Here is a 20,920-nt window from a genome sequence, read left to right as displayed (position 1 = left end):
ATGGTAAAATGATAAAGGGGGAGGGCGAGAGGTATGCTACTCATTGTTAGCCTTATATTAATTGGGATTATGTGCAGTATGAGAATAGTATCCTTACATATGATAGAGCGACAAATGATAGAAGAGCGATATGTATATTGCCCAAAATGTGATGCGAAAATTAGAAAAGGGAATTCGGCTCCTTTTTGTTCGAAATGTAATTTAATATTTTAACTATATTAAATCCAAAATCAATTCTTATGATTTTGGATTTTTCTTTTTAAGAAAATATTAAGAAACCCCATTACTATTTGTTAAGAAAATGTATCTATACTGAATTCTGTTGCTTAAAGAGAACACCACGAATTATAACAGGAGGTACAAATAGATGAAAACAATGTTAGAAGCGAAAGGGATTTCGAAAATATATGATACAGGCGGGAATACGTTTGAAGCGTTGAAAGATATTCAACTGCAAGTGAAAGAAGGAGAGTTTGTCGGTATTATGGGACCGTCTGGTTCTGGTAAGACGACACTTTTGAATGTTCTTTCTACTATTGATACGGCTTCAAAAGGTGAGATTTTAATTGATGGAAAAGATATTGTGAAGATGAATGATGATGAATTGGCACTTTTTCGCCGTAATCATTTAGGATTTATTTTTCAAGATTATAACTTATTAGATACGTTAACAGTGCGAGAAAATATTGCATTGCCACTTGCTTTATCAAAGGTGAAGGCGAGAGAAGTAGAATCTCGCGTTGAGGAGATTGCAAAGAAGTTTGGGATAGATCATATTTTAAATCAGTATCCGTATGAAGCTTCAGGCGGACAAAAACAACGCTGCGCGGCATCAAGAGCGATTGTAACAAATCCAAGTATGATTTTTGGAGATGAGCCAACTGGTGCGCTTGATTCGAAGTCAGCGACGGATTTATTAGAAAGTATGAAGACATTAAATGAAAAAGATCTTGTAACGATTTTAATGGTAACGCATGATGCGTTTGCGGCAAGTTATTGTAAACGAGTTGTATTTATTAAAGATGGAAAGTTATATAAAGAATTACATCGCAAAGAGATGACAAGAAAACAGTTCTTCCAACAAATTATTGATATGATGTCTTCAATCTCTGGGGGTGCGGCAAATGAGCTTATCTAGCATCGCCCTTCGTAATATAAAACGAAATTTTAAAGATTATTTTATATACTTTGCTTCCATGATTTTTAGCATCGTCATTTATTTTACGTTTAAGGCGTTGCAATACAATTCACAAATAAGTGAAGCTGGAGATAACATTGGACGAGGATTCCAGCTTGCGAGCGTAATGCTCATTATTTTCGTTGCAATATTTATTATATATTCGAATGGTTTCTTTACACGAAAGCGTAAGAAAGAAATAGGTCTTTATTCTTTACTCGGTATTCGAAAAAAAGAAATAGGTAAAATGCTGTTTTATGAAAATATGTTAATGGGTTTATTATCATTAGTAATCGGAATTGTAATTGGTAGTTTACTTTCAAAAGGATTCCTAAAGCTACTTTTAAATATGTTAGAGCTACATGTAAATGTTCATTTTGAAGTACCAGTTGGAGCGGTTATAGATACAACAGTTATTTTTTGTCTCATCATTTTATACACATCGTTTAAAGGATACCGCGTTATTTATCAATTTAAGTTAATCGAGCTATTCCGTGCAGATAACGAAGGCGAAGTCATGCCAAAAGGTTCGAAAATAATGGCTTTCATTTCTTTATTATTAATTGGATCAGGTTATTTCTTGTCAGTAACGGCTATTAAAAATGTGAGCGGTGATAACTTTATGCCCCTTGCACTTTACATTTTATTAGCGACAGTACTTGGAACGTATTTATTATTTATGTTCTTTACCGTTTTTGTATTAAAAAGAGTGCGAAATAAAAAATCCGCATTTTATAACGGAATGAAAATGGTTACGACGTCTCAGTTACTATACCGCATTAAAGGAAATGCAAAATCGTTAGCAACAATTGCCGTATTAAGCGCAGTAACGTTAACGGCGGTTGGAACTTCTGTAACGATGTATTACAACACATATATGCAGGCGAAGAAATATCATCCAGTTAGTTATTCTTATGAAAAGAAAGATATGGAATTAGATCGTAAAGTAAATGAGATTTTAAAAGAAGGACAGAATGAAGTCATTCATCAATATGAATTAGAGACGGTAAAAGTAGTAGGAGAATACGGTGATGGCACTTCATTACAATCAAGAACAACAGAACTTATCGCGCAATCATCATTTAATACAATCGCAAAATATTTAAATGAAGAAACTCTAGATTTAAAGAAGAACGAATTGTATGCATTTGATGGCATGTACAGTGAAGGTAAGAGAGATAGTGGCGTATATAAAAATCGAAAAGCTACATTCCCAATTGAAGAAGTAGCACCAGTACAAGTGAAAGATGTACAAGCAAAAAACATTACAAACTTATATGAACTTCTAGTTGTCGTTCCGGATGAAGTGTATGAGCAAGCAAAGAAGACAATTGGCTCTCATACTGTGAAAAATATTGATGTGAAAGACGAAAGAAATAGTAAAGTGTTAACGGAGAAATTAAAGAAAGTAATATCGGAAGAAGATGCAGAAGGAAGAGAGGAATTCAGTGACTTCTATACAATATTCCGCAGCGGTATTGAAACGTCAGGGTTAATGATGTTTAGTGGTATATTCTTAGGACTTGTATTTTTACTTGCAACAGGCTCTATTATTTATTTCAAACAATTAACAGAAGCACATGCAGATCGTGAACGTTACATCGTTCTTCGAAAACTCGGTGTCACGAAAAAAGAAATGAAAAAAGCCATTGCGAAGCAAATGAGATTTATCTTCTTTATTCCTTTAGTAGTTGGTATATTACACACTTTATTTGCGCTCAAAGGATTAGCGACAGTTATTCCGTATGAAATTGCAGTTCCGTTACTAATTAGCATCGGGGTGTATAGTGTTATTTATATTGGTTATTATTGCTTAACAGTTCGTTCTTATTTCAGGATTGTTAGTAAATGAAAATAAGGTATACAGTTTTTGAAAAAGCGAAAGAGAGCGTAGTGAAAATTATGTTCTCTTTCGCTTTTTTTAGTTAAAATGAGGTGTGCATGAAAATGGTATTTAAATGGAGTGTTATTTCTTTCTATGGGAATGGGTTGGCTTGAAATTGATTAAGGCCTATTAACAAAGATATTTCATCATGTTAGTGAAGTGGCTTGGAAGTTAAATCATAAAGTGCTACTGATGAATGATAAAGGAAAAACTGTATGGATGTTAACCTTTTTAGAGAAAGATATCCCAGCTAATTTAGTTTGGAAGATTGAAAGAATAGATTGAAAATAGATGAGAAGTGGAGTGCATATGATGGAGACACAAATCGTTATTGGAGTACCTGGTTTATGGAAAGATAGAACAGAATTAATACAAGAAGTTGTGAGTAAAAGTAACTATATATTAGCAGGAAATGTTATGTAACATAAGGAGAAAGAGATTGGCTTTGAAATTGATATATATGAACAAGACCCTTCTTTGAGAGAGGCTTTCTTCTATGCAGGTGGTGAGCGTTTTGATGAAGAATTGCTTCGAAAGTTAGAGAAGCATACTTATACAGTGTATGTTATTGCGAAAGTTGACGATACAGAGAGGTTACAAGAAGTGATTGATGTAGGAATGGAACTTTTAAATGCAGGTGGGCTTGCTTTAAAAGTTGAAACAGCAGGTGTAGCTTATTCGAAAGAGGAATGGCAAGAGCTTGCAGAGGATAAGGAAATCTTCCCTATGTATTCACATCTTGTAACTTTAGTCGGAGATGAAGAGGACGATTATTATTCATGTGGAATGCAGGCATTTAATCTACCAGACGTTGTTTTAGACGGAGGAATAGATCCGGAAGTAGCTGTAGATTTATTAAATGATTTTAACCTACATAATATATTGGAAAAACCTAATTTGAAAGATGGAGATACAATTAGTTTCACAGAAGGTGCTCCAGTGTATCGTGTATCTCATTATATAGATGAACGTTATGAGCAAGAGGATCCATTTTATAACCCGTGTGGGGTATGGAAGTTAGAGAGTGCTTCGGCAAAGAAATCTATCTTTCAAAAATTTGGGAGTGTGCTAAAAGGATGGAAAAATACATAAAAGAACAGATGAGTATATGTGATAAATATAAAGCAGAGTATGTAGAATCCACGAATGAATTGAAATTAGGAATAGCACAAAATGTGAAAGATAGTATCGCTCCGATTAATGGGTTACGAATGCCTATAGAAAACGGAACGACAGGTTGGTACATTTGGGCTGGTGAAGAAATGGGGACAGAGGAAGATTTCTTTCTTCCTTTACACGTTCAACATATTGATGAATGGGCACCTGAAATAAAGAAGTATTTAGGGTTACCACCTGGTTGGAGATTTTTAATTGCTGGAGATTACGAGGACGTGTGGTATGATTCGGATTTGTTTGATGAAGATTTAGAAGAGGATGCAGATGAATGGGAAGAAAATATGCTACAAGAGTATGGATGGTACATGCATAGCATATTAGCAGAAGATATTGATGGCATCCATGCTAATTATCATACGAATGGTCTAAGAGAGAACCTTAATCATCAAGATTTACAAATAACATTAAATATGGATCCTGAAGTCGCGCATAGTGTTTTTTGTTCCATAATAGAAGAAATAAAGAGCGGAAAAAAGTTTGAACAAGGGATTGAGTATACGAATATTATTGAAGGATATCCCATTATTATAAAGTCTTTCGCAGAGATGGATCGAGAAGTTTTGAGGGTTTTATTACCTGATGAAAGAGGGATTCTTCCTACGAGGCCAGAGTGTGATGAGTGTTATAAGACTCAATTGGATGATATTGAGGAGAGTTGATAAAAAAAGAGCTGAAACTATTCAAGCTCTTTTTTCATGGCTATTTATGTCCTAAAATATGCTCAATCTCATGCAAACTTAATTTACTTGCCTTAGCAATCGTTTCAAGTGGTATACCAAGATCATACATATTTTTAATCATTTGAATTTTCCCCTGTTGAATGCCTTTTTCAATGCCTTTTTCAAGCCCTTTTTCAAGTCCTTTTTTAATTCCTTGTTCCATTCCTCTTTTTATTCCTTCTGTCTCTGCATGGGCGAATTTTGCTGCTTCATCCATTAAAACTTTCTCCCTTGCGTCATAGGCTTGTCGGAAAGATGAATCTTGACTCATACGTTCCCATTTATTTATCGCTTTTTGTAAAATAGGGTCTTGGTTCATAGCAATATCCTCCAATAGTTTAGTTAAGTGCTCATCCTCATTTGCTGAAAGCAATAAAAGCCAACGAACAAATGGATCTTTCCACGGATTTACTTTTTCTTCATGCCATTGTTCAGTTAACTTTGGAATTTCTATAATGTGGATTTCTATGTCTTCACTCAGGATTTTTTTTTTGTTGTGTATTCCATAATACGCTCGTTGTATGGAAGGCTGGGTGTTCCGAAAACATTGCGAAGTTTAGTAAGTTTATGGTGATGGTTTTGTGAAGTGCACTGTAGGGCATCCCTTTTTGTAGTTGAGATGTGTATAGCCTTCCCCAATAATATAAACTGCGTTTAACCATATCGTGATTATTATTGAGTTGTATTTCTACATTAACTTTTGTTCCTGTGTCTAATGTCGCTGAAATGTCTAAAATAGATAACTTATCCTCTTCATATTCCCTGTGTAAATGTGGATCTTCTAGTTGTAGAGAAGCAATGGGCGACTCTAAAGACTCTTGTAACATAGCATTTAAAAATGCAATTAGAATATCTTCGCTACCATTCGTACCAAACAATTGTTTAAATGCAAAATCAATGCGTAAATTAACTAACTGTTGGTTGAACAAAGTTTGTCCTCTCCCTTATATGAAGGTACTTCTTTCCTTCATTGTACATAAAAAGAACTAGAGTATGCAAACAAGCCATTCTTCTATTTTTTAGTAGTTTTATTAGAATGTCACAGGTAAGTATGGTTATGTTATACTCTAGTGAAATTAAAAAAATATTTTTGTTTATATCGGGGTGAAGATGATACATATGCAAAAAGATATTTTAAAACTATTAGATAAAAAGCAAAGTAACTATGAATTTCCTGCCTTTGATAATGAATATATGGATATTTCGCAAGTGAAATTCTCTCTTTTCTTTAAAGATACTAAGGATTGGTTAATGGTGTTTCAACTTGTTGGTGTAGGTTCATTAGGTGTATGTAATGATATTCAAGTATATGGAGATAGAATTACTCATTCAATGGGTGATGATTGCATTTTACAATTAAATGATGGCAATTATGAGTTATTTAATGATGAAGGTGAATTTATGCCGAATATTTATAACGGCAGTTTAAAAATTCGTGAGCAGCATTTTGAATATGAATTTACAGAAGAGGATTATATAAATAATGGAATAGAAGTACAAACGACAGAGCATTATCCAACATACTTTATGCGTATGCTTGCTACTAATGAAGAAGTTAGAACATTATTATGGTGGAGTAAAGAAGAGATTTTAGAAGAGTTCGGTTTAGAAGGTAATTGGGAACTAGCGTATGAAACGGAAGAATGGAAACATGTTGAAGACGAAAAAGTAAGTGAAAATGAATTCTTCCAATCAGTAGCCGCTGCAATAGAGAAGAAAGATCCAAGTGTTATTGTGAATGAAAATGCTAATGCTAATACGCATTGGAGAAATTGGATAGAGTTTGATTGTGACTGAAAAGGATAGGAGAAAGAATAATAAATGAAAAGAAGAAGAAAATCCGGAGAAAAAGTACAAATGCATCGTTTTGCACTACCTCTATGCTACGGAAGTGAAGCACCATATTATTATTACGAGGTAGCGCCCCATGAAAGAGAGGAACGCTTCCATTTAACATCAGATCTTTGTGTAATGGATGATGAACATTATTTTATTAGAGGATGTTTAGAGATTCCTATCATTGATTACCACGAAAATTTCATATGGACTGTTTGGGTATCACTTAGTAAAGAAAGTTATGATGAAGTATTAGAAAAGTGGGATGAGAGAGGCCGAGAAAATAGTGATCCTTATTTTGGTTGGTTATCTGTAGAAATACCATTTTATCCAGAAACATTAAATTTAAAAACAAATGTACATATAAGAGAAGTTGGAACGGCACCGTATGTTGAATTAGAGCCAACCGAGCATCCTTTAGCGATCGAACAAAGGAATGGAATTACTTTAGAAAGAGTTAAAGAAATAGAAGAAATGATTCAACGACATAACTAGATTAGAAGAGAAAAAAACGAGTGCTAGCACTCGTTTTTTTCTTTACACAACCGCAGGATTATAAATCATCGTAAAGTGTCCTGGTAATAATTCAATGTGACAAGGTGTATGAAGCGAACTTTCTCCATCTGTATCTACTTCTTTTTCTTCTTTCGTTTCAATATGAATGGATTTCGCTTTTACGTGGAAGATGTCATTTTCATTTGAATCCTCGAATAGTTTCTTTCCGATGTAATCTTTAAATGCTTGAATACCTGTTGATTTGACTACGAAAATATCAAGTGTTCCGTCATCACATTTTACGTTTGGAATAAAGGATGGAATACCACCAAGATATTCACCATTTCCAACCATGACAAGGACAGCTTCGTCTTCATATACTTGTCCGTCATAAGTAATTTTTACTGGGAATGTTTCAGCATTTTTTACAGTTCGAATTGTACTTAAATAGTAACCGATTTTACCAAGCTTTGCTTTTTCATCTGCATCGATATTGTTTGATACTTCAGATACGAGACCAATCCCCCAGAAGTTTAAGAAATGTTGTCCATTTGCTTTTGCAACGTCAACTGGTTTTATATGTTCTTTTGTAATAAGTTTTGCCGCTTCTGCAATGTTTTGCGGAACACCAAGTGTGCGAGAGAAGTCGTTGCAAGTTCCACCTGGAATAATTGCAAGTGTAGGTCTAGTTTCGAGAGGTGCTAAGCCATTTGTGCATTCAAATACTGTTCCATCCCCACCAAAGACGATAATTAAATCTACTTTACTAGCAAACTCTTGGCAATATTTTGTTGCATCACCTTGTTTTTTCGTATGAAGGATATGTAGATCAGGAAAAGCTGCGGCAAGAGGTGGTACGATTTTTGTTAAATTTGTATGTAAGTCACCTTGACCAGCTTTCGGATTTACGATGAGGAGTACTTTTTCAAATTTTGTCTTTGTCATTTTTTTCTCTCCCTTTGTCTTTTACGAATTGTGATAGAAAATAAACTTCCACCAGTAATTGATGAAAGTTTATTTTATTATATTATTCCGTTACAACTGAAGCGATAAATGGTAAGTTACGATATTTTTCCGCACAGTCGATACCGTATCCAACGATGAATTCGTCTGGAATTTGGAAGCCAACATATTCAGCTTTTAAGTCCACTTTACGACGCTCAGGTTTATCAAGTAGCGTACAGAATTTTAACGCTTTTGGTTTATGCATAAAGAAGTGATCTTTTAAGAAGTGAAGTGTTAAACCAGAATCGATAATGTCTTCTACGACAATTACGTTTTTGCCAGTAATGTTTACGTCGATATCTTTTAATAGTTTTACTTTTCCAGTTGTTTCTGTTTGATTTCCATAGCTAGATGCAGAAATAAAGTCGATTGTTACATCGTTTTTAATGTGACGAATTAAATCAGCAGCGAATACGAAAGATCCTTTTAGTACAGCGATGACTACGATTTCTTCTCCTTCAAAGTCACGTTCGATTTGAAGTGCTAGTTCTTTTACTTTTTCTTGTAATTGTTCTTCAGAAATTAAAGTGTCTTTTATTTCAATATTCATTGTAATCCTCCTACAGTGTAAAACTTATGAACATTTCGACTGTAAAGGATAGAATAGAAAAAGTCAAAGGAGATAGTAATTTTTTACAAAGATAACGACAAAATCATCTGATGATATGATATACTAATTATATTAAGAAAACGCTTCCATAAAGGGTGAATATGATGAAGAAGAAACAGTACACAAGTGTAACATTTATAAAAGCATTACTTTTAACAATTGTTCTTGGCCTGTTGGCTTACGTAATTGATGTACCTGCGATTCGTATTTCATTAATTGGAATGACTTTAGTGTTAGGAGCAATTTCGCACGGTATGATGTCGCAGCTAAAAGAAGCTGGACTTGATGATATGAGAGATCATATAGATAACAAGTAAGAAACCTTCATTATATAGAGTGAAGGTTTTTTTGTTTCTTACAAAAATGTAAGGTAGTTGTAAGGCAAATCGATAGTTGCATAATAGCATTTTGGATAAACTATGGGTGTAAGGTAAAAGGCAAGCATATTTTAGGTAAATTAAGTTTTAGGCACTCTATATGTGAAAAAGGAGTAGGAGGGCATGGAGAAACGTTGGACGACCTTTTCTTTTTTAGCGACTAGTAACACCGTAATGCTAGATGGAAAAATGGATTTTTTGCACTTGTTTGATCGTGAAGATGATCATTCTTCTTCTAAATTTACAATGAAATGGAATAAATGGAGCGAAAGTTGTAGGTTTGAAGAAGAGGCCCCTAACGAAGAGCAAAAGATTATTTTAACAAACCCTATTAAAGCGTGGGTTGTTCAACGTCGTAAGTGTAACGTCAAAAATCACTTCAAGAAAACTGAGCCGAGACAATTAGTTATCGCTCCGGCCCGTTCTACTTCCAAATCACGCGAAAGTAACATGTAAATATTGAGACACACACCCGAAAAAACATCGTACATATTACGATGTTTTTTTCTTTTTCTACAATGAAATCTTTAAATGAAATATATTTCATCTGCATCTTATATTTATATCTCTTGCTTATTCTAGTAATACATCCGGTGCGAGTTGATGTGAATAAAATATAAGGAGAGAATGAAGATGAAAAAGAGACTATTACCAATTTGTGCAATGGCATTTTTAACAGTAGGATATTCTTCAGTAGCGAGTGCGGATACTGGAACAGTAACAAAGGAAGAAGAAGCGCAAGTGCAACAAGATAAAGCTAAAAAAGAAGAAGCAATTAAGGAACAGCAAAAAAATGAAGTAGAGAAAAAACAAGCGGCCCAAGTACAAGAAAAAAATGATATGGCTAAAAAAGAGGAAGCAATAAAAGCTGAGAAAAAGAGTGAAGAAGAGAAAAAGAGAATAGCGCAAGAACAGTTAAAAAATGATATGACAAAAAAAGAAGCAGCGATAAAAGTCGAGCAAAAGAATGAAGTAGCTAAAAAAGAAGTAGTAAAGCCAGTTGTACAAGGTGAAAAATTACCAAATACAGCATCAAATAATGTAGCAATGATAGGATTAAGTGCATGTCTTGTAGCGGTAGGTACATTATTTGGTTTGAATCGTCGCAATAAGATTAAAGCGTAAATAAAATATTTTCCTATAAAGAATGGGATAATTTCATATATTAAAAATGGTAGGTTACTCCTACCATTTTTGGCATGGAGGAATGAAGAATGAAGTTACTCAATTATATCGGTATCATATTGATGGCTATAGGGCTATTCATGGGATCCTATTATGCTGTGGAATGGTATAAAGGAAGAAGCTCTGCCGGGCAATTAACTGCAGAAGAAATAAAGAGTCTTAAAAATATACAAGATACTCAACTTTCTCGTGAAACACCTGTAACTTCTCAAGTGCCTTCTTCTCAAACAGAACATAAAGAAGGAGAAAAGGTAGCGATGTTAAACATACCGAAAATAAAGAAGAAGTTTTCTATATATTGGGGAGCAGATGATACGACTTTGAAAAAAGGAGTGGGTATGTTCGTTAGTGATTTAACGACAACTCCATCTGGAGGGGGACATACTGTACTGAGTGGACATCGAGATACTGTATTTACAGATTTAGAAGAGTTGAAAGAAAAGGATACCCTTGTTTTAGAGTATGATAATAAAACGTACACATATGAAATTCAAAAGACATGGATTACTCATGCGGATGATCGTACTGTTATTATAAAAAAAGAAGAACCGATATTAACAATGACAACTTGTTACCCATTTAATTATATAGGGAATGCACCAGATAGATATATTATCGAGGCGAAGTTAACTGGCAGTTATTCAAAGTGAAATTATAGTTTCTGAAAGCGGGAGGGGGATATATAAATTATGTCAAAAAATATTTTAATTGTTGAAGATGAAGACATATTACGTGAAATATTAAAAGATTATTTTTTAAGTGAGCAATATGTAGTGTTTGAAGCGAGGGACGGGAAAGAGGCTTTAGTTGTATTTGAAAAAGAAGAGGTTGATTTAGTTATTTTAGATATTATGTTGCCAGAACTTGATGGGTGGTCTGTTTGCCGAAGGATTAGGAAGACGTCGGAGGTGCCTATTATTATGCTGACGGCGCGCGTAGATGAAGACGATACGTTACTTGGTTTTGAACTTGGAGCAGATGACTATGTGACGAAGCCGTATAGTCCGCCAATTTTATTAGCAAGAGCGAAACGATTATTAGAAAGTAGAAAAGCATCGAAGAAACCTTTAGAGAACGAAGATGATACGTTATCGATTCATGGCATCCATGTCCATTTTCCATCGCGTACTGTTACTGTTGATGAGGCAGATGTTAGTTTAACGCATACGGAGTTTGAAATATTGGTGTATTTCATGAAAAATCAAGGAATCGTTTTAACGCGAGAGCAACTCATTTCAAGAATTTGGGGATATGAATTTGCTGGCGATGATCGAACGGTGAATAGCCATATTCGTAATTTAAGAAATAAATTAGGAGAGAAAGCAAAGTATATTACAACTGTAGTACGAACTGGTTATAAATTTGAGGGGAATATATGAGAAAAGGGATTGTTCTAAAATTATTTACTCTTACAACAGCATTATGCATGTTAATTTTAGCGACGATATTTATTGGACAAACGATATTTTTTAAACAATATTATGCGAATCGAAAAGTGGAAGATATTAAAGTGAATTTAAATTCCTTTGAGAAGAACTATTTAAATCATGCAGGAAATGCAGAAGAAATTCAGAAACTAGAGCAAGACTTTTTAAGAGAAAATAATACGTGGATTACGACATTAGATAAGAACGGGAATTTAAAACATGCAGATGATTTTTATTTTGAGGTAACGATAGATCGTAGGCAACAAAAGAGCTTTGGACAACAAATATTTAAAATTCCTTTAGGCAATCTCGTCAATATAGAGGAGATTGATAATAAATTATCGGAGCATTTTTTAGGGCAAGAAATTTATTTTTCTGGAGTGAGAAAAGAAGATAGTTTTATTCCATTCTCTTTTTCTTTATCTAAGCAGAATTTAAGCGGATCTAATAAACCGTTAGAAAAAGCATTTAATGAGAAAATGAGTAAATTAAATGAGGAGAAAAAGAAAGCAGCTGTGGAACAAGTTGGTAAGGAAAAGAAGCCGGCTGTTCGGGAGCAAGCTGCTCAAGAACCAGATGTTTACATAGGAGGGCGTGTTACGAAAGTACAGTTTCCAGATGTAAAAGGCCCCGTAAATCCAATTTATAAAAACACTTTATTTTTGGATAGTATAAAAGAATTTCAAACGGATGTGTTACTAAAAGAGAGTAATCAAATAGAGTATTCAACAAAGACAATGGACTACGAAAAGAATGATATAAAATATAAATTATTAATGAAACCAATAAAAGAAAAAGACGGATCGGTAACATATATTTATGCGATGGCTTCTTTACAGCCGGTAGATGAAGCTGTACAAATGGTGCAAGATTATTATATCTATATCATTGCATTTGTAGTCGTTCTTATTTTTCTAGCTTCGTTCTATTACTCAAAACAAATTGCAAAGCCATTATTGAAAATAAATGATACAACAAAGAAAATAGCGCATTTAGACTTCACAGAAAAAATACCGATTACTTCGAAAGATGAAATTGGAGATTTATCGAAAAATATTAATGTGCTATCAAATAAACTCCATTCGCATATTGGACAGTTAGAAGAAGATATTGAAAAGGAAAGAAAGTTAGAAAAGACGCGAAAAGAATTCATTTCTGGTGTTTCACATGAATTAAAAACACCGCTAAGTATTATGAAAAGCTGTATTTCTATTTTAAAAGATGGGGTAGCTGAACATAAAAAAGAGTATTATTTTCAGGCAATGGAGAGAGAAGTAGACAAAATGGATACGTTAATTTTGGATATGCTTGAGTTAGCTAAATTTGAATCTGGTACATATAAAATGAAAAAAGATTCGTTTTATATTGATACAGTAATTGAAGGTATATGTGAACATCTATCTGTGGAAATAGAGAAAAAAGAACTTCATATTCATAAAAATATAAGTTCATTTGAAGTGATTGCAAATCAAGGCCGGATTGAACAAGTCATCGTGAACTTCATTACGAATGCTATACGATATACACCAAATAAAGAGGATATTATTATTTCTACAATAGATGAGAAGAATCGTATAAAAGTGTGCATTGAAAATAAAGGTACTCATATTGAAGAAGAGCAATTAGATAAAATTTGGGATCGTTTTTATCGCGTGGATACAGCTCGTCAGCGTTCACAAGGTGGGACGGGGCTTGGGCTTGCTATTTCAAAGAATATTTTAGAACTACATGATGCTGAATATGGGGCAGAAAATACAGAAGATGGTGTATTATTTTATTTCTATTTACCGAAAAAAGCGTAGACAATATGATCTATGCTTTTTTAATTTATTTTCATATTATCTTTACCTAATCTTTATTTTTAATCAGTATAATTTGTTTAGAATATGAGGTTATGTAAGGAGTCGATGAACCGTGCATAGCAATTGGCTAAGTATAATGGTATTTATTTTCTTTTGCGCATTTATTGTATTTTTAATTGATATTACGATATGAAAAAAGAGCGCTCATTAAGCGCCCTTTTTTTGTGTATTCATTTGATAAGCACTGATGCTTTTGAATAATCGTGGTGAAGTGATAAATAAAAATATAAGTAAAACGGTACATAAAATAAAAGAACCAAGCATTGTACTTCCATTTACGATTAATGAATATAACACAGCTGATTGACCTTTCGGCGCATATTGTCCCCAGAAAATAATGCCGGCAATAAAGTGGCAGAAATAGCGAGCAAAGCTACCGATAAATGTAGCAAGGATAATATAAGCAAGGACTTTCTTACCCTGATTTTGTTTTGATGAATGTTTGTCTTTATGGTTACCTAAATTTGATTGTTCTAAGCTATTTTCATTGGATGTTAAAAGTGCTTTTTGAATTGGACGATAGAATAAGCCAGCAAATCCGATAAAAGCAAAGGCAATGAAGTACTCAATGAATGCTTGAACAGGTGTTAAAATATAAGCATCTCCCACGACAATTTGTAATAGTCCCCAAACTAAACCGCCTAAGAAAGCTGATTTAAAGCCCCAGCGGTAAGCAATAATAAAAATAGGAATCATAGCGAATGAGATAGAACCGCCTGTTGGAAGTTTAAGTGATAATGGTAAAATATCGATAATCATGGCGAAGGCTGCAAGAATAGCAGATTCGATCATCGCTTGTAAATTGGTGTTACGCATGTTGTCTCCCCCTAAATCCAAGTTGTACAAAAAAGAATAGATATCATAGGAGGATACGAAATACGTAAATAAAAATGAGGTATGTATTTCGGACGTTTGCACAATCCCTGCGTTAGCATTAACTAACAGGTTCGAAGGGTCGGAACGAAGTGTTCCCTCTCAGCGGCATGGCTCCCCCAGTGATAACGAAATTCTTTATTTGTTATTGTTTATTGTAAGCGAAATGGATGAGAATGGCAAACGAATACAGTATGACAATAATTGAAATAGAATTGTAGCGAAATGTTAATAAATATGAAGCAAAAGGGTATAGTACAAGAGAAATTGGGTGTGGTATAATTTTTTTGAAAATAATTATCATTCTCTTCTGAGGGGGAAGGTTATGAGCTTAGTAGATATTAAAATTGGAGAGAAAGTGTTAGTAAAAAGTATTCAGTCTTTAGATCAGCTATTAAAGCGTAGACTAGCTGCTTTCGGTCTTGCTGAAGGAAGCGAACTTCGCCTGAAACAGAAAGCGATGTTCAAAGGTCCTTGTACATTGGAGTGTCGTGGACAGTTAATTAGTATTCGTCATTGTGACGCGAAAATGATAAAGGTGGAATTAGCGTGAATAAGGTAGCTTTGCTAGGGAATCCGAATACAGGGAAGACATCATTATTTAATGCGCTTACTGGTTCTTATGAATACGTAGGAAACTGGAGCGGTGTAACAGTAGAAAAGAAGGTTGGTAAATTAAAAGATAGACAAGGAACATTAATTGATTTGCCAGGTGTGTATGATTTAAATCCAGTTTCACGTGATGAAGGTGTTGTAACAAACTTTCTATTAACAGAAGAATTTAATCATATGTTAAATATCGTAGATTCCTCGCAGTTTGAAAGAAATATGCATTTAACGTTGCAGTTACTTGAATTTGGTAAGCCAGTCTCAATTGGTTTAAACATGGTTGATGTGGCGAAGCAAAGAGGAATTGTCATTGATGTAAAACGATTATCAGAGCTATTAGGTGTAACAGTCGTTCCTGTTGTTGCAAGAAGTGGAAAAGGCTGTGAAGAACTGCTTACGACTCTTAAAGAAAATGACAAAAAAGAGAAAAAGCCATTCCTTATTTCATATGGTGTACAAATGGATGAAGGAATTGGAGAAGTAATTGCTCTTTTAGAGACAGCGAATTACGAGCATCCGAGATGGTTAGCACTTCAATTTTTAAGCAATAACGAAGTAGTAGAAAAAGAAATGAAAGCATTACCAATTTATAAGGAACTCATAGCCATTCGATCTCGCTTAGAAGGAAGACTTGATTGTACGTTAGAAGAGCACATTTACAAAACTCGTGAAGCGTATATTGAAAAGTTAAAAACAAATGTTATGAAGCATGAGAAAGAAGGAAAAATTCCTTTTTCAGAAAAAATTGATAGATTAATTACACATAAAATTTTAGGACTTCCAATCTTTTTAGCAGTTATGTTTTTTATTTTTCAGGTTACGTTTACGTGGATTGGTACACCTTTATCGGATATGTTAGATGAGTTTTTTGGTGGCCAGCTTACGGATTGGGTGACGGCTGGACTTACAAGTATTGGAGCTTCTGATTTTATTCAAGCACTAGTTACAGAAGGTATTATTGCCGGTGTTGGTGCTGTATTAGTATTCGTACCACAAATCTTTGCACTATTCTTTTTTATTTCATTATTAGAAGACTCAGGGTATATGGCGCGAATTGCAGTTGTTATGGATAGAATTATGGAGTTTTTCGGCTTAAACGGAAAAGCTTTTATTCCGATGATTATCGGTTTTGGATGTAACGTTCCAGGTATCATGGCTGCGAGAACGATTGAACAGGAAAAAGAACGTTTACTTACCATTTTAGTAACACCATTTATGTCTTGTTCAGCACGATTACCTGTATATGCATTATTTGCGGGCGTATTTTTCCCGCATAGTCAGGCGACTGTTGTATTTTCTTTATATGTTGCAGGGATTGTTCTTGCGTTATTAGTTACAAAAATTATGTCTCTTACAATTTTGAAAGCGGAAAAGTCTATTTTCGTAATTGAATTACCGCCTTACCGTGTGCCACAAGCAAAAACATTATGGCTAAGCACGTGGGAGAAAGGAAAGGGATTTGTTCGTAAAGCTGGTACATTCATCTTTGGTGGTTCGGTTGTTATTTGGTTATTAAACTATGCAGGTCCATCAGGATTCGGCGTTGATATGGGAGATAGCTACTTAGCGATGATTGGTGGATTTATCGCACCATTATTTGCACCGCTCGGCTTCGGAACGTGGCAAGCTGCAGCATCCCTTTTAACAGGATTTTTAGCGAAGGAAGTTGTCGTTTCTACAATGGCAATTATTTATGCAGTTAAAGAAGATGTGCTTGGAAATGTAATGGGAGCACATTATACAGCATTATCAGCTTATGCATTTATGTTCTTTATTTTATTATATGTTCCGTGTTTAGCGACGGTAGCTGTTATTAAACGTGAAACAGGATCAGCGAAGTGGACGATTTTTTCAGTCGTTTATCCACTCGTAGTTGCTTATGTATTAACGCTCATTATATACCGAGTTGGATCCTTACTCGGATTCTAGAAGGAGATGTATTGTGATGATGGTCAATATTATAATTGGAGCTATCATTTTTGGTTATGCAGCATATACGTTAGTTAATTTTGTAAAGAGAAGTAAAAAAGGAAAATGCGCGGCATGTTCTTTAAATAAGTCATGTCAGTCGCAAACTTGTAGCCCGGATATGGAGCAAATTGCTCATAATAAATAGAAAAAAGCTTTGCGAATTTCGCAAAGCTTTTTTGTTTTACTTTTTAATTTTTACAAGTTGAGAAGCTTCTACGCCTTTGTAACCAGGGAATTCTTTACTTGGGTCTTTATCAAATTTTAATACACCTACAGATTTTTCATCACCTTTTACATTGCTGTAAGTTGCGTCATCGACAATCGCATACATATCTGTATATGCACGACCACTTCCGATAATTGTGTTGCCTTCATATTTTAATTTTGCCCCATCAAGTGCAGCATTTTCTACTTTTTCTTTTGCAAATAATACACCTTGTTCTGTTGTTACAGCTGGTAATTTATCAAGTGGTTTCGTGTTGTCTTTTTCATCAACTTTGCTAAGTAACTCTTTTTTCACTAGTTCTTCACCAGTTTTCTTATCCATTACAAGAACTTTTTTACCATCTAATGTTGTCATTTTCATTTTATAGAAGTCTTTTTCTTTCACTTCTTTTTTGTTTTTATCTGTAATTTGCTGAACTTGTTCTTCTGATCCGTACAGTACAAAGCCGTTCGCTTTCTCTCCTAATAAAGAACAACCTGATAATGCTCCAAGTGAAATTGCTGCTGCTAATCCGATTCCTACTAATTTTTTCATGATGATTTCTCCTTTTATCTGTTTTATAGTAAATACAATTTTTGTATCGTTGCTTACATGCGAAGAAGCTTGTTTGTTGCTTCTGATATTAGTGTATAAGAAATATTGGAATGCAACTATCGAGTTAGCTTACAGTAACATTACACTTATGTAATTTAGTGAAATTGCACAAAAGTAAGTTAATTCCAAATAGATATAATTATAATATATTGTAAATACAATATTATATATAAAATGTCATATTATAATGGATGTATTTTGGAAATAACATGTAAGGACATATTAGTTTTGTTATAATAAACACATAGGCTGTAAAATGAATATTCTTTACTGTAAAGGGAGATTTTTCAGTTTTCCAAGTAGTGAATTTGAAATATGAGGTATATCATAGGAGGAATTTAGATGTCTGTATTTAAACGATTAAGAGATTTAACAATGTCGAATGTGTATTCGTTAATTGAAAAAGCGGAAGATCCAGTTAAGATGACTGATCAATATTTACGCGATATGCAAGCCGATGTACAAGAGGCTGAGAAAAGTGTAGCAGCTCAAATCGCACTTGAGAAGAAATTCAAAATATTATTTGAAGAGCAAGAAGCACTTGTGAAAAAACGTGAAGAGCAGGCTCATATGGCTGTTCAAGCTAATAACTTAGATCTTGCGCGTCGTGCATTAGAAGAAAAACAAAATGCAGAGCAAAAAATGAATGAGTATAAAGCAAGCTACGAGCAAAATAAAACTGCTGCTGATAACCTGCGCCTAAAGCTAGAAGAAATGCGTAAGCAATTAACAGAGCTGAAAAATAAACGTGAAACACTTGTAGCACGTGTAAATGCTGCGAAAGCACAGAAAAATATTAATCAGGCGATGTCTGGATTTGATTCAAATTCAGCAAAAGCTGGTTTAAGCCGTATGGAAGAGAAAGCCCTTCAATTAGAGGCTGAAGCGGAAGCAAGCGGTGAAGTTTATAAGAAAGAAAAATCATTAGATGATGAATTCGCAAGCTTAAACAAAAATTCTGCTGTTGACGATGAATTAGCTCGTATTATGAAGCAGTATGAGAAATAATATAGAATAAAGACAAATGAACCGACATGTCTAAATATATTCATGTCGGTTTTCTATTATATTTTAGAGGAGGTTTTGCAATGACATGGATGAATGTAGTTGCCATGCTTGTATGGACTGGAGCGAGTGCAGTACTTTTATTTGCAATTATGTGGGTTGATTCAATTTTTACAAAATACAATGATTTAAAAGAAATCAAAAATGGAAATACAGCTGTAACAACTCGTTTTATTATGAAATTATTTGCACAAGGGTACATTTTATCTCAATCGATAACGAAAGCAAATGATTTATGGCAAGCACTTCTTGCATCAGCAGTTTCTTTCGTTATTTTATTAGTGGTAGAAATGTTTATCGAATTCGTATTAAAGAAAATGTCTGGTCTTGATTTAGAAGAAGGTACGAAAGAAGGTAGCGTTGCACATGCGATGTTAGCCGGATCATTACATATTGTTGGTGCACTAATTTTAGGTGCTTGTTTATAAAGAGAAAAGGAGGGGTAGATCATGAGTTTATTTAAACGAATTAAAAATATAATGAAAAGCCCAGAGCCACCGAAGCCGGAAAAGAGTCTTTTAACGTTAGCTCCTGGCGATATGATTGAAGTTTCATTAGTTATGTATGAATTAATTGGGAAAACGAGTATGCATTCGCGTAAGGAAATTGTTTTGACATTGCAAGATGGAAAAGATATTCGTTATTTAAAAATTGAAGACCGAGAAAATACGTATTACAAATTATATACTCCAATTGATGGTCGCTTAGATTCAATTGATGAAATTCCGACGACAATTGAAATGGATGATATCGAGTACCATATGGAAGAACAATATAACGGACGTGTTGTTGTGATGGGAAAAACTCCATTCTCAGCTTCAGAAGAACAGTATATATGGGAATTCCAATCAGATAATCGAAAATTATTGCGTATTGAATGGCAAAATGGTCGCACAATGATGTATGAGGGAGAAGCAATCATTCCTGCTGATGTACAAATTATAAGAGCAACGTAAGGGGGCGTAATCATGTCAAACCGATTGTTTACCATGATTAAATCGTTTGTGATCCCTATACTTGCTATCGTTATATTACTTGTTGTTGCTGGTTATGCCTTATCAGGTTGTCAAGGCGGGCAGACAAAGTCGATTCAAGACCGTTATCCACTTGAATCTGTTGCCAAGGAAGGTAAACAAGAATCTTACGTGTATAGGGCCGCCAATCGGTCAGTTCCTGAAGTAGCGAAGGAACTCATTAACGAAAGAGAACCGAAGCAAGCATCTAAAGAAGACGAAAATCAAATGTTCCTCGTTTATTCTGATAAGATTTATAACCTGCAAAAGGATAAAGAGAAACCATCTGATACGTTAATTGAAATAAGTAATAAAGAATTTGTCCGTCAAAATTACCAACCGTCCTTCTTGCAAGGATATATTATGGGTAGCATATTAAACGATATATTCGGTTCACGAAAATCATCATACGGTGATTATCGAGGATATAATGACAGACAAAATCATAAACCAGTTATTCCAGAGAGACCACCTACGAAAGAAGAAAAGAAAACCCCACCTCCAATTACGAAGGAAGGGAAAGGGTCTATCATTAAGCGAGGCGATAATGTAGATTCGAAACCATCAGTAGGTGATAAGGGAAGTATTACTGAAAAAGGAAGTAATACTACGCCCCCACCTTCTACTGGAAGCAAGGGTAAGATTACAAAAACACCAGGCGGTTCAAGCGGATCAGATGTGAAGCCAAAATCATCTATTAAAACGCCGCCAAGGAATACATCTCCTCCGAAAACGAGGGTCGGTGGTTCAGGAAAAATTACGAAGAGAAGATAGTGTAGAGACCGAAAAGTGGAATTTGCTTTTTGGTCTTTTTT

Annotated in this window: 23 protein-coding genes, 2 pseudogenes and 1 riboswitch; of the genes and pseudogenes, 20 read left to right on the top strand and 5 right to left on the bottom strand. The window is 34.3% G+C overall.

What is annotated here, in order from left to right:
* Positions 1–33 precede the first annotated feature (33 nt).
* From ACUN13_RS05600 to ACUN13_RS05580, 5 genes and pseudogenes are all read left to right on the top strand, one after another.
* Positions 34–213, top strand: coding sequence for a hypothetical protein (locus tag ACUN13_RS05600; RefSeq protein WP_000924676.1), 180 nt, complete (start codon positions 34–36; stop codon positions 211–213).
* Positions 214–367: 154 nt separating this feature from the next.
* On the top strand, positions 368–1,138 hold the full coding sequence (locus tag ACUN13_RS05595) for an ABC transporter ATP-binding protein (protein WP_000855633.1): 771 nt from the start codon (positions 368–370) through the stop codon (positions 1,136–1,138).
* Positions 1,125–3,029: an ABC transporter permease gene (locus ACUN13_RS05590; RefSeq protein WP_025686757.1), complete on the top strand. Its 1,905-nt coding sequence runs from the start codon at positions 1,125–1,127 to the stop codon at positions 3,027–3,029. Before ACUN13_RS05595 ends, ACUN13_RS05590 begins: the two co-directional genes overlap by 14 nt.
* A 345-nt stretch (positions 3,030–3,374) precedes the next feature.
* Positions 3,375–4,154 (top strand): annotated as a pseudogene (locus ACUN13_RS05585) (DUF4261 domain-containing protein).
* Entirely contained in the window at positions 4,139–4,897 is a 759-nt protein-coding gene (locus ACUN13_RS05580) for a DUF4262 domain-containing protein (RefSeq protein ID WP_088344266.1), read from the top strand. Before ACUN13_RS05585 ends, ACUN13_RS05580 begins: the two are co-directional and overlap by 16 nt.
* 40 nt (positions 4,898–4,937) lie before the next feature.
* On the opposite strand, the pseudogene ACUN13_RS05575 reads toward ACUN13_RS05580, so the two are convergent.
* Positions 4,938–5,886: pseudogene (locus ACUN13_RS05575) on the bottom strand (Rpn family recombination-promoting nuclease/putative transposase).
* A 190-nt stretch (positions 5,887–6,076) separates the two neighbouring features.
* Between ACUN13_RS05575 and ACUN13_RS05570 the strand changes: the two are divergent.
* A complete protein-coding gene (locus tag ACUN13_RS05570) occupies positions 6,077–6,754 on the top strand; it encodes a DUF7003 family protein (RefSeq protein ID WP_088344262.1) in 678 nt (225 codons plus the stop codon).
* Between the two features lie 24 nt (positions 6,755–6,778).
* Complete coding sequence (locus tag ACUN13_RS05565; RefSeq protein WP_088344260.1) at positions 6,779–7,288, top strand: DUF2199 domain-containing protein; 510 nt, start codon at positions 6,779–6,781, stop codon at positions 7,286–7,288.
* 42 nt (positions 7,289–7,330) lie between these two features.
* Here the strand turns inward: ACUN13_RS05565 and ACUN13_RS05560 are convergent, their stop codons facing one another.
* Together ACUN13_RS05560 and hpt are read right to left on the bottom strand one after the other, a co-directional pair.
* On the bottom strand, positions 7,331–8,233 hold the full coding sequence (locus tag ACUN13_RS05560; RefSeq protein ID WP_000167897.1) for a diacylglycerol/lipid kinase family protein: 903 nt from the start codon (positions 8,231–8,233) through the stop codon (positions 7,331–7,333).
* Positions 8,234–8,315: 82 nt separating this feature from the next.
* On the bottom strand, positions 8,316–8,843 hold the full coding sequence (hpt, locus tag ACUN13_RS05555) for a hypoxanthine phosphoribosyltransferase (RefSeq protein WP_001019304.1): 528 nt from the start codon (positions 8,841–8,843) through the stop codon (positions 8,316–8,318).
* 161 nt (positions 8,844–9,004) lie between these two features.
* Between hpt and ACUN13_RS05550 the strand changes: the two genes are divergently transcribed.
* From ACUN13_RS05550 to ACUN13_RS05525, 6 genes are all read left to right on the top strand, one after another.
* Entirely contained in the window at positions 9,005–9,220 is a 216-nt protein-coding gene (locus ACUN13_RS05550) for a hypothetical protein (protein WP_002041936.1), read from the top strand.
* A 183-nt stretch (positions 9,221–9,403) separates the two neighbouring features.
* The gene (locus tag ACUN13_RS05545) at positions 9,404–9,736 is read left to right on the top strand and encodes a hypothetical protein (RefSeq protein WP_000415613.1); all 333 of its coding nucleotides are present in this window, start codon (positions 9,404–9,406) and stop codon (positions 9,734–9,736) included.
* Positions 9,737–9,913: 177 nt separating this feature from the next.
* Positions 9,914–10,405: an LPXTG cell wall anchor domain-containing protein gene (locus ACUN13_RS05540; protein WP_088344258.1), complete on the top strand. Its 492-nt coding sequence runs from the start codon at positions 9,914–9,916 to the stop codon at positions 10,403–10,405.
* Between the two features lie 89 nt (positions 10,406–10,494).
* Positions 10,495–11,115 carry a class D sortase gene (locus ACUN13_RS05535; RefSeq protein ID WP_025686753.1) on the top strand — a complete coding sequence of 207 codons (621 nt, stop codon included), beginning with the start codon at positions 10,495–10,497 and terminating at the stop codon, positions 11,113–11,115.
* A 39-nt stretch (positions 11,116–11,154) separates the two neighbouring features.
* The gene (locus tag ACUN13_RS05530; protein WP_025686752.1) at positions 11,155–11,844 is read left to right on the top strand and encodes a response regulator transcription factor; all 690 of its coding nucleotides are present in this window, start codon (positions 11,155–11,157) and stop codon (positions 11,842–11,844) included.
* Positions 11,841–13,694, top strand: a complete 1,854-nt coding sequence (locus tag ACUN13_RS05525; RefSeq protein WP_001225339.1) for a sensor histidine kinase — start codon at positions 11,841–11,843, stop codon at positions 13,692–13,694. The genes ACUN13_RS05530 and ACUN13_RS05525 overlap by 4 nt, the downstream gene beginning before the upstream one ends.
* A gap of 207 nt (positions 13,695–13,901) precedes the next feature.
* Here ACUN13_RS05525 and thiT read toward each other — a convergent pair whose 3' ends face one another.
* Positions 13,902–14,570, bottom strand: a complete 669-nt coding sequence (gene thiT, locus ACUN13_RS05520; RefSeq protein WP_025686750.1) for an energy-coupled thiamine transporter ThiT — start codon at positions 14,568–14,570, stop codon at positions 13,902–13,904.
* Between the two features lie 86 nt (positions 14,571–14,656).
* A riboswitch (TPP riboswitch) is annotated at positions 14,657–14,758 on the bottom strand.
* Between the two features lie 194 nt (positions 14,759–14,952).
* Between thiT and ACUN13_RS05515 the strand changes: the two genes are divergently transcribed.
* Genes ACUN13_RS05515 through ACUN13_RS05505 form a run of 3 tightly spaced genes read left to right on the top strand, consistent with a single transcriptional unit; the run spans position 14,953 to position 17,352 of the window.
* Complete coding sequence (locus ACUN13_RS05515) at positions 14,953–15,180, top strand: FeoA family protein (protein ID WP_000060512.1); 228 nt, start codon at positions 14,953–14,955, stop codon at positions 15,178–15,180.
* A complete protein-coding gene (gene feoB, locus ACUN13_RS05510; RefSeq protein ID WP_445423713.1) occupies positions 15,177–17,165 on the top strand; it encodes a ferrous iron transport protein B in 1,989 nt (662 codons plus the stop codon). The genes ACUN13_RS05515 and feoB overlap by 4 nt, the downstream gene beginning before the upstream one ends.
* Positions 17,166–17,181: 16 nt before the next feature.
* Positions 17,182–17,352 (top strand): FeoB-associated Cys-rich membrane protein, encoded by a 171-nt coding sequence (locus ACUN13_RS05505; RefSeq protein WP_000989598.1) that lies wholly within the window; start codon positions 17,182–17,184, stop codon positions 17,350–17,352.
* Positions 17,353–17,388: 36 nt separating this feature from the next.
* On the opposite strand, the gene ACUN13_RS05500 is transcribed toward ACUN13_RS05505, so the two are convergent.
* Entirely contained in the window at positions 17,389–17,967 is a 579-nt protein-coding gene (locus ACUN13_RS05500) for a lipoprotein BA_5634 family protein (RefSeq protein ID WP_000737501.1), read from the bottom strand.
* 402 nt (positions 17,968–18,369) lie between these two features.
* Between ACUN13_RS05500 and ACUN13_RS05495 the strand changes: the two genes are divergently transcribed.
* The 4 genes from ACUN13_RS05495 (at position 18,370) to ACUN13_RS05480 (ending at position 20,879) form a co-directional block, all read left to right on the top strand.
* On the top strand, positions 18,370–19,035 hold the full coding sequence (locus ACUN13_RS05495) for a PspA/IM30 family protein (RefSeq protein ID WP_025687310.1): 666 nt from the start codon (positions 18,370–18,372) through the stop codon (positions 19,033–19,035).
* Positions 19,036–19,115: 80 nt separating this feature from the next.
* On the top strand, positions 19,116–19,520 hold the full coding sequence (locus ACUN13_RS05490) for a DUF350 domain-containing protein (protein WP_000220087.1): 405 nt from the start codon (positions 19,116–19,118) through the stop codon (positions 19,518–19,520).
* Between the two features lie 21 nt (positions 19,521–19,541).
* Positions 19,542–20,048 carry a DUF4178 domain-containing protein gene (locus ACUN13_RS05485; RefSeq protein WP_000051743.1) on the top strand — a complete coding sequence of 169 codons (507 nt, stop codon included), beginning with the start codon at positions 19,542–19,544 and terminating at the stop codon, positions 20,046–20,048.
* 12 nt (positions 20,049–20,060) lie between these two features.
* On the top strand, positions 20,061–20,879 hold the full coding sequence (locus ACUN13_RS05480) for a DUF4247 domain-containing protein (RefSeq protein ID WP_000071190.1): 819 nt from the start codon (positions 20,061–20,063) through the stop codon (positions 20,877–20,879).
* Positions 20,880–20,920 lie beyond the last annotated feature (41 nt).

The organism is Bacillus cereus group sp. Bce041 (assembly GCF_052646455.1).
This window is presented reverse-complemented; position numbering and strand designations above follow the sequence as displayed.

Bases quoted from the DNA above. Each gene is read 5' to 3' on its own strand.
- ACUN13_RS05600 (WP_000924676.1), top strand. From the start codon at position 34: ATGCTACTCATTGTTAGCCTTATATTAATTGGGATTATGTGCAGTATG.
- ACUN13_RS05595 (WP_000855633.1), top strand. From the start codon at position 368: ATGAAAACAATGTTAGAAGCGAAAGGGATTTCGAAAATATATGATACA.
- ACUN13_RS05590 (WP_025686757.1), top strand. From the start codon at position 1,125: ATGAGCTTATCTAGCATCGCCCTTCGTAATATAAAACGAAATTTTAAA.
- ACUN13_RS05580 (WP_088344266.1), top strand. From the start codon at position 4,139: ATGGAAAAATACATAAAAGAACAGATGAGTATATGTGATAAATATAAA.
- ACUN13_RS05570 (WP_088344262.1), top strand. From the start codon at position 6,077: ATGCAAAAAGATATTTTAAAACTATTAGATAAAAAGCAAAGTAACTAT.
- ACUN13_RS05565 (WP_088344260.1), top strand. From the start codon at position 6,779: ATGAAAAGAAGAAGAAAATCCGGAGAAAAAGTACAAATGCATCGTTTT.
- ACUN13_RS05560 (WP_000167897.1), bottom strand. From the start codon at position 8,233: ATGACAAAGACAAAATTTGAAAAAGTACTCCTCATCGTAAATCCGAAA.
- hpt (WP_001019304.1), bottom strand. From the start codon at position 8,843: ATGAATATTGAAATAAAAGACACTTTAATTTCTGAAGAACAATTACAA.
- ACUN13_RS05550 (WP_002041936.1), top strand. From the start codon at position 9,005: ATGATGAAGAAGAAACAGTACACAAGTGTAACATTTATAAAAGCATTA.
- ACUN13_RS05545 (WP_000415613.1), top strand. From the start codon at position 9,404: ATGGAGAAACGTTGGACGACCTTTTCTTTTTTAGCGACTAGTAACACC.
- ACUN13_RS05540 (WP_088344258.1), top strand. From the start codon at position 9,914: ATGAAAAAGAGACTATTACCAATTTGTGCAATGGCATTTTTAACAGTA.
- ACUN13_RS05535 (WP_025686753.1), top strand. From the start codon at position 10,495: ATGAAGTTACTCAATTATATCGGTATCATATTGATGGCTATAGGGCTA.
- ACUN13_RS05530 (WP_025686752.1), top strand. From the start codon at position 11,155: ATGTCAAAAAATATTTTAATTGTTGAAGATGAAGACATATTACGTGAA.
- ACUN13_RS05525 (WP_001225339.1), top strand. From the start codon at position 11,841: ATGAGAAAAGGGATTGTTCTAAAATTATTTACTCTTACAACAGCATTA.
- thiT (WP_025686750.1), bottom strand. From the start codon at position 14,570: ATGCGTAACACCAATTTACAAGCGATGATCGAATCTGCTATTCTTGCA.
- ACUN13_RS05515 (WP_000060512.1), top strand. From the start codon at position 14,953: ATGAGCTTAGTAGATATTAAAATTGGAGAGAAAGTGTTAGTAAAAAGT.
- ACUN13_RS05505 (WP_000989598.1), top strand. From the start codon at position 17,182: ATGATGGTCAATATTATAATTGGAGCTATCATTTTTGGTTATGCAGCA.
- ACUN13_RS05500 (WP_000737501.1), bottom strand. From the start codon at position 17,967: ATGAAAAAATTAGTAGGAATCGGATTAGCAGCAGCAATTTCACTTGGA.
- ACUN13_RS05495 (WP_025687310.1), top strand. From the start codon at position 18,370: ATGTCTGTATTTAAACGATTAAGAGATTTAACAATGTCGAATGTGTAT.
- ACUN13_RS05490 (WP_000220087.1), top strand. From the start codon at position 19,116: ATGACATGGATGAATGTAGTTGCCATGCTTGTATGGACTGGAGCGAGT.
- ACUN13_RS05485 (WP_000051743.1), top strand. From the start codon at position 19,542: ATGAGTTTATTTAAACGAATTAAAAATATAATGAAAAGCCCAGAGCCA.
- ACUN13_RS05480 (WP_000071190.1), top strand. From the start codon at position 20,061: ATGTCAAACCGATTGTTTACCATGATTAAATCGTTTGTGATCCCTATA.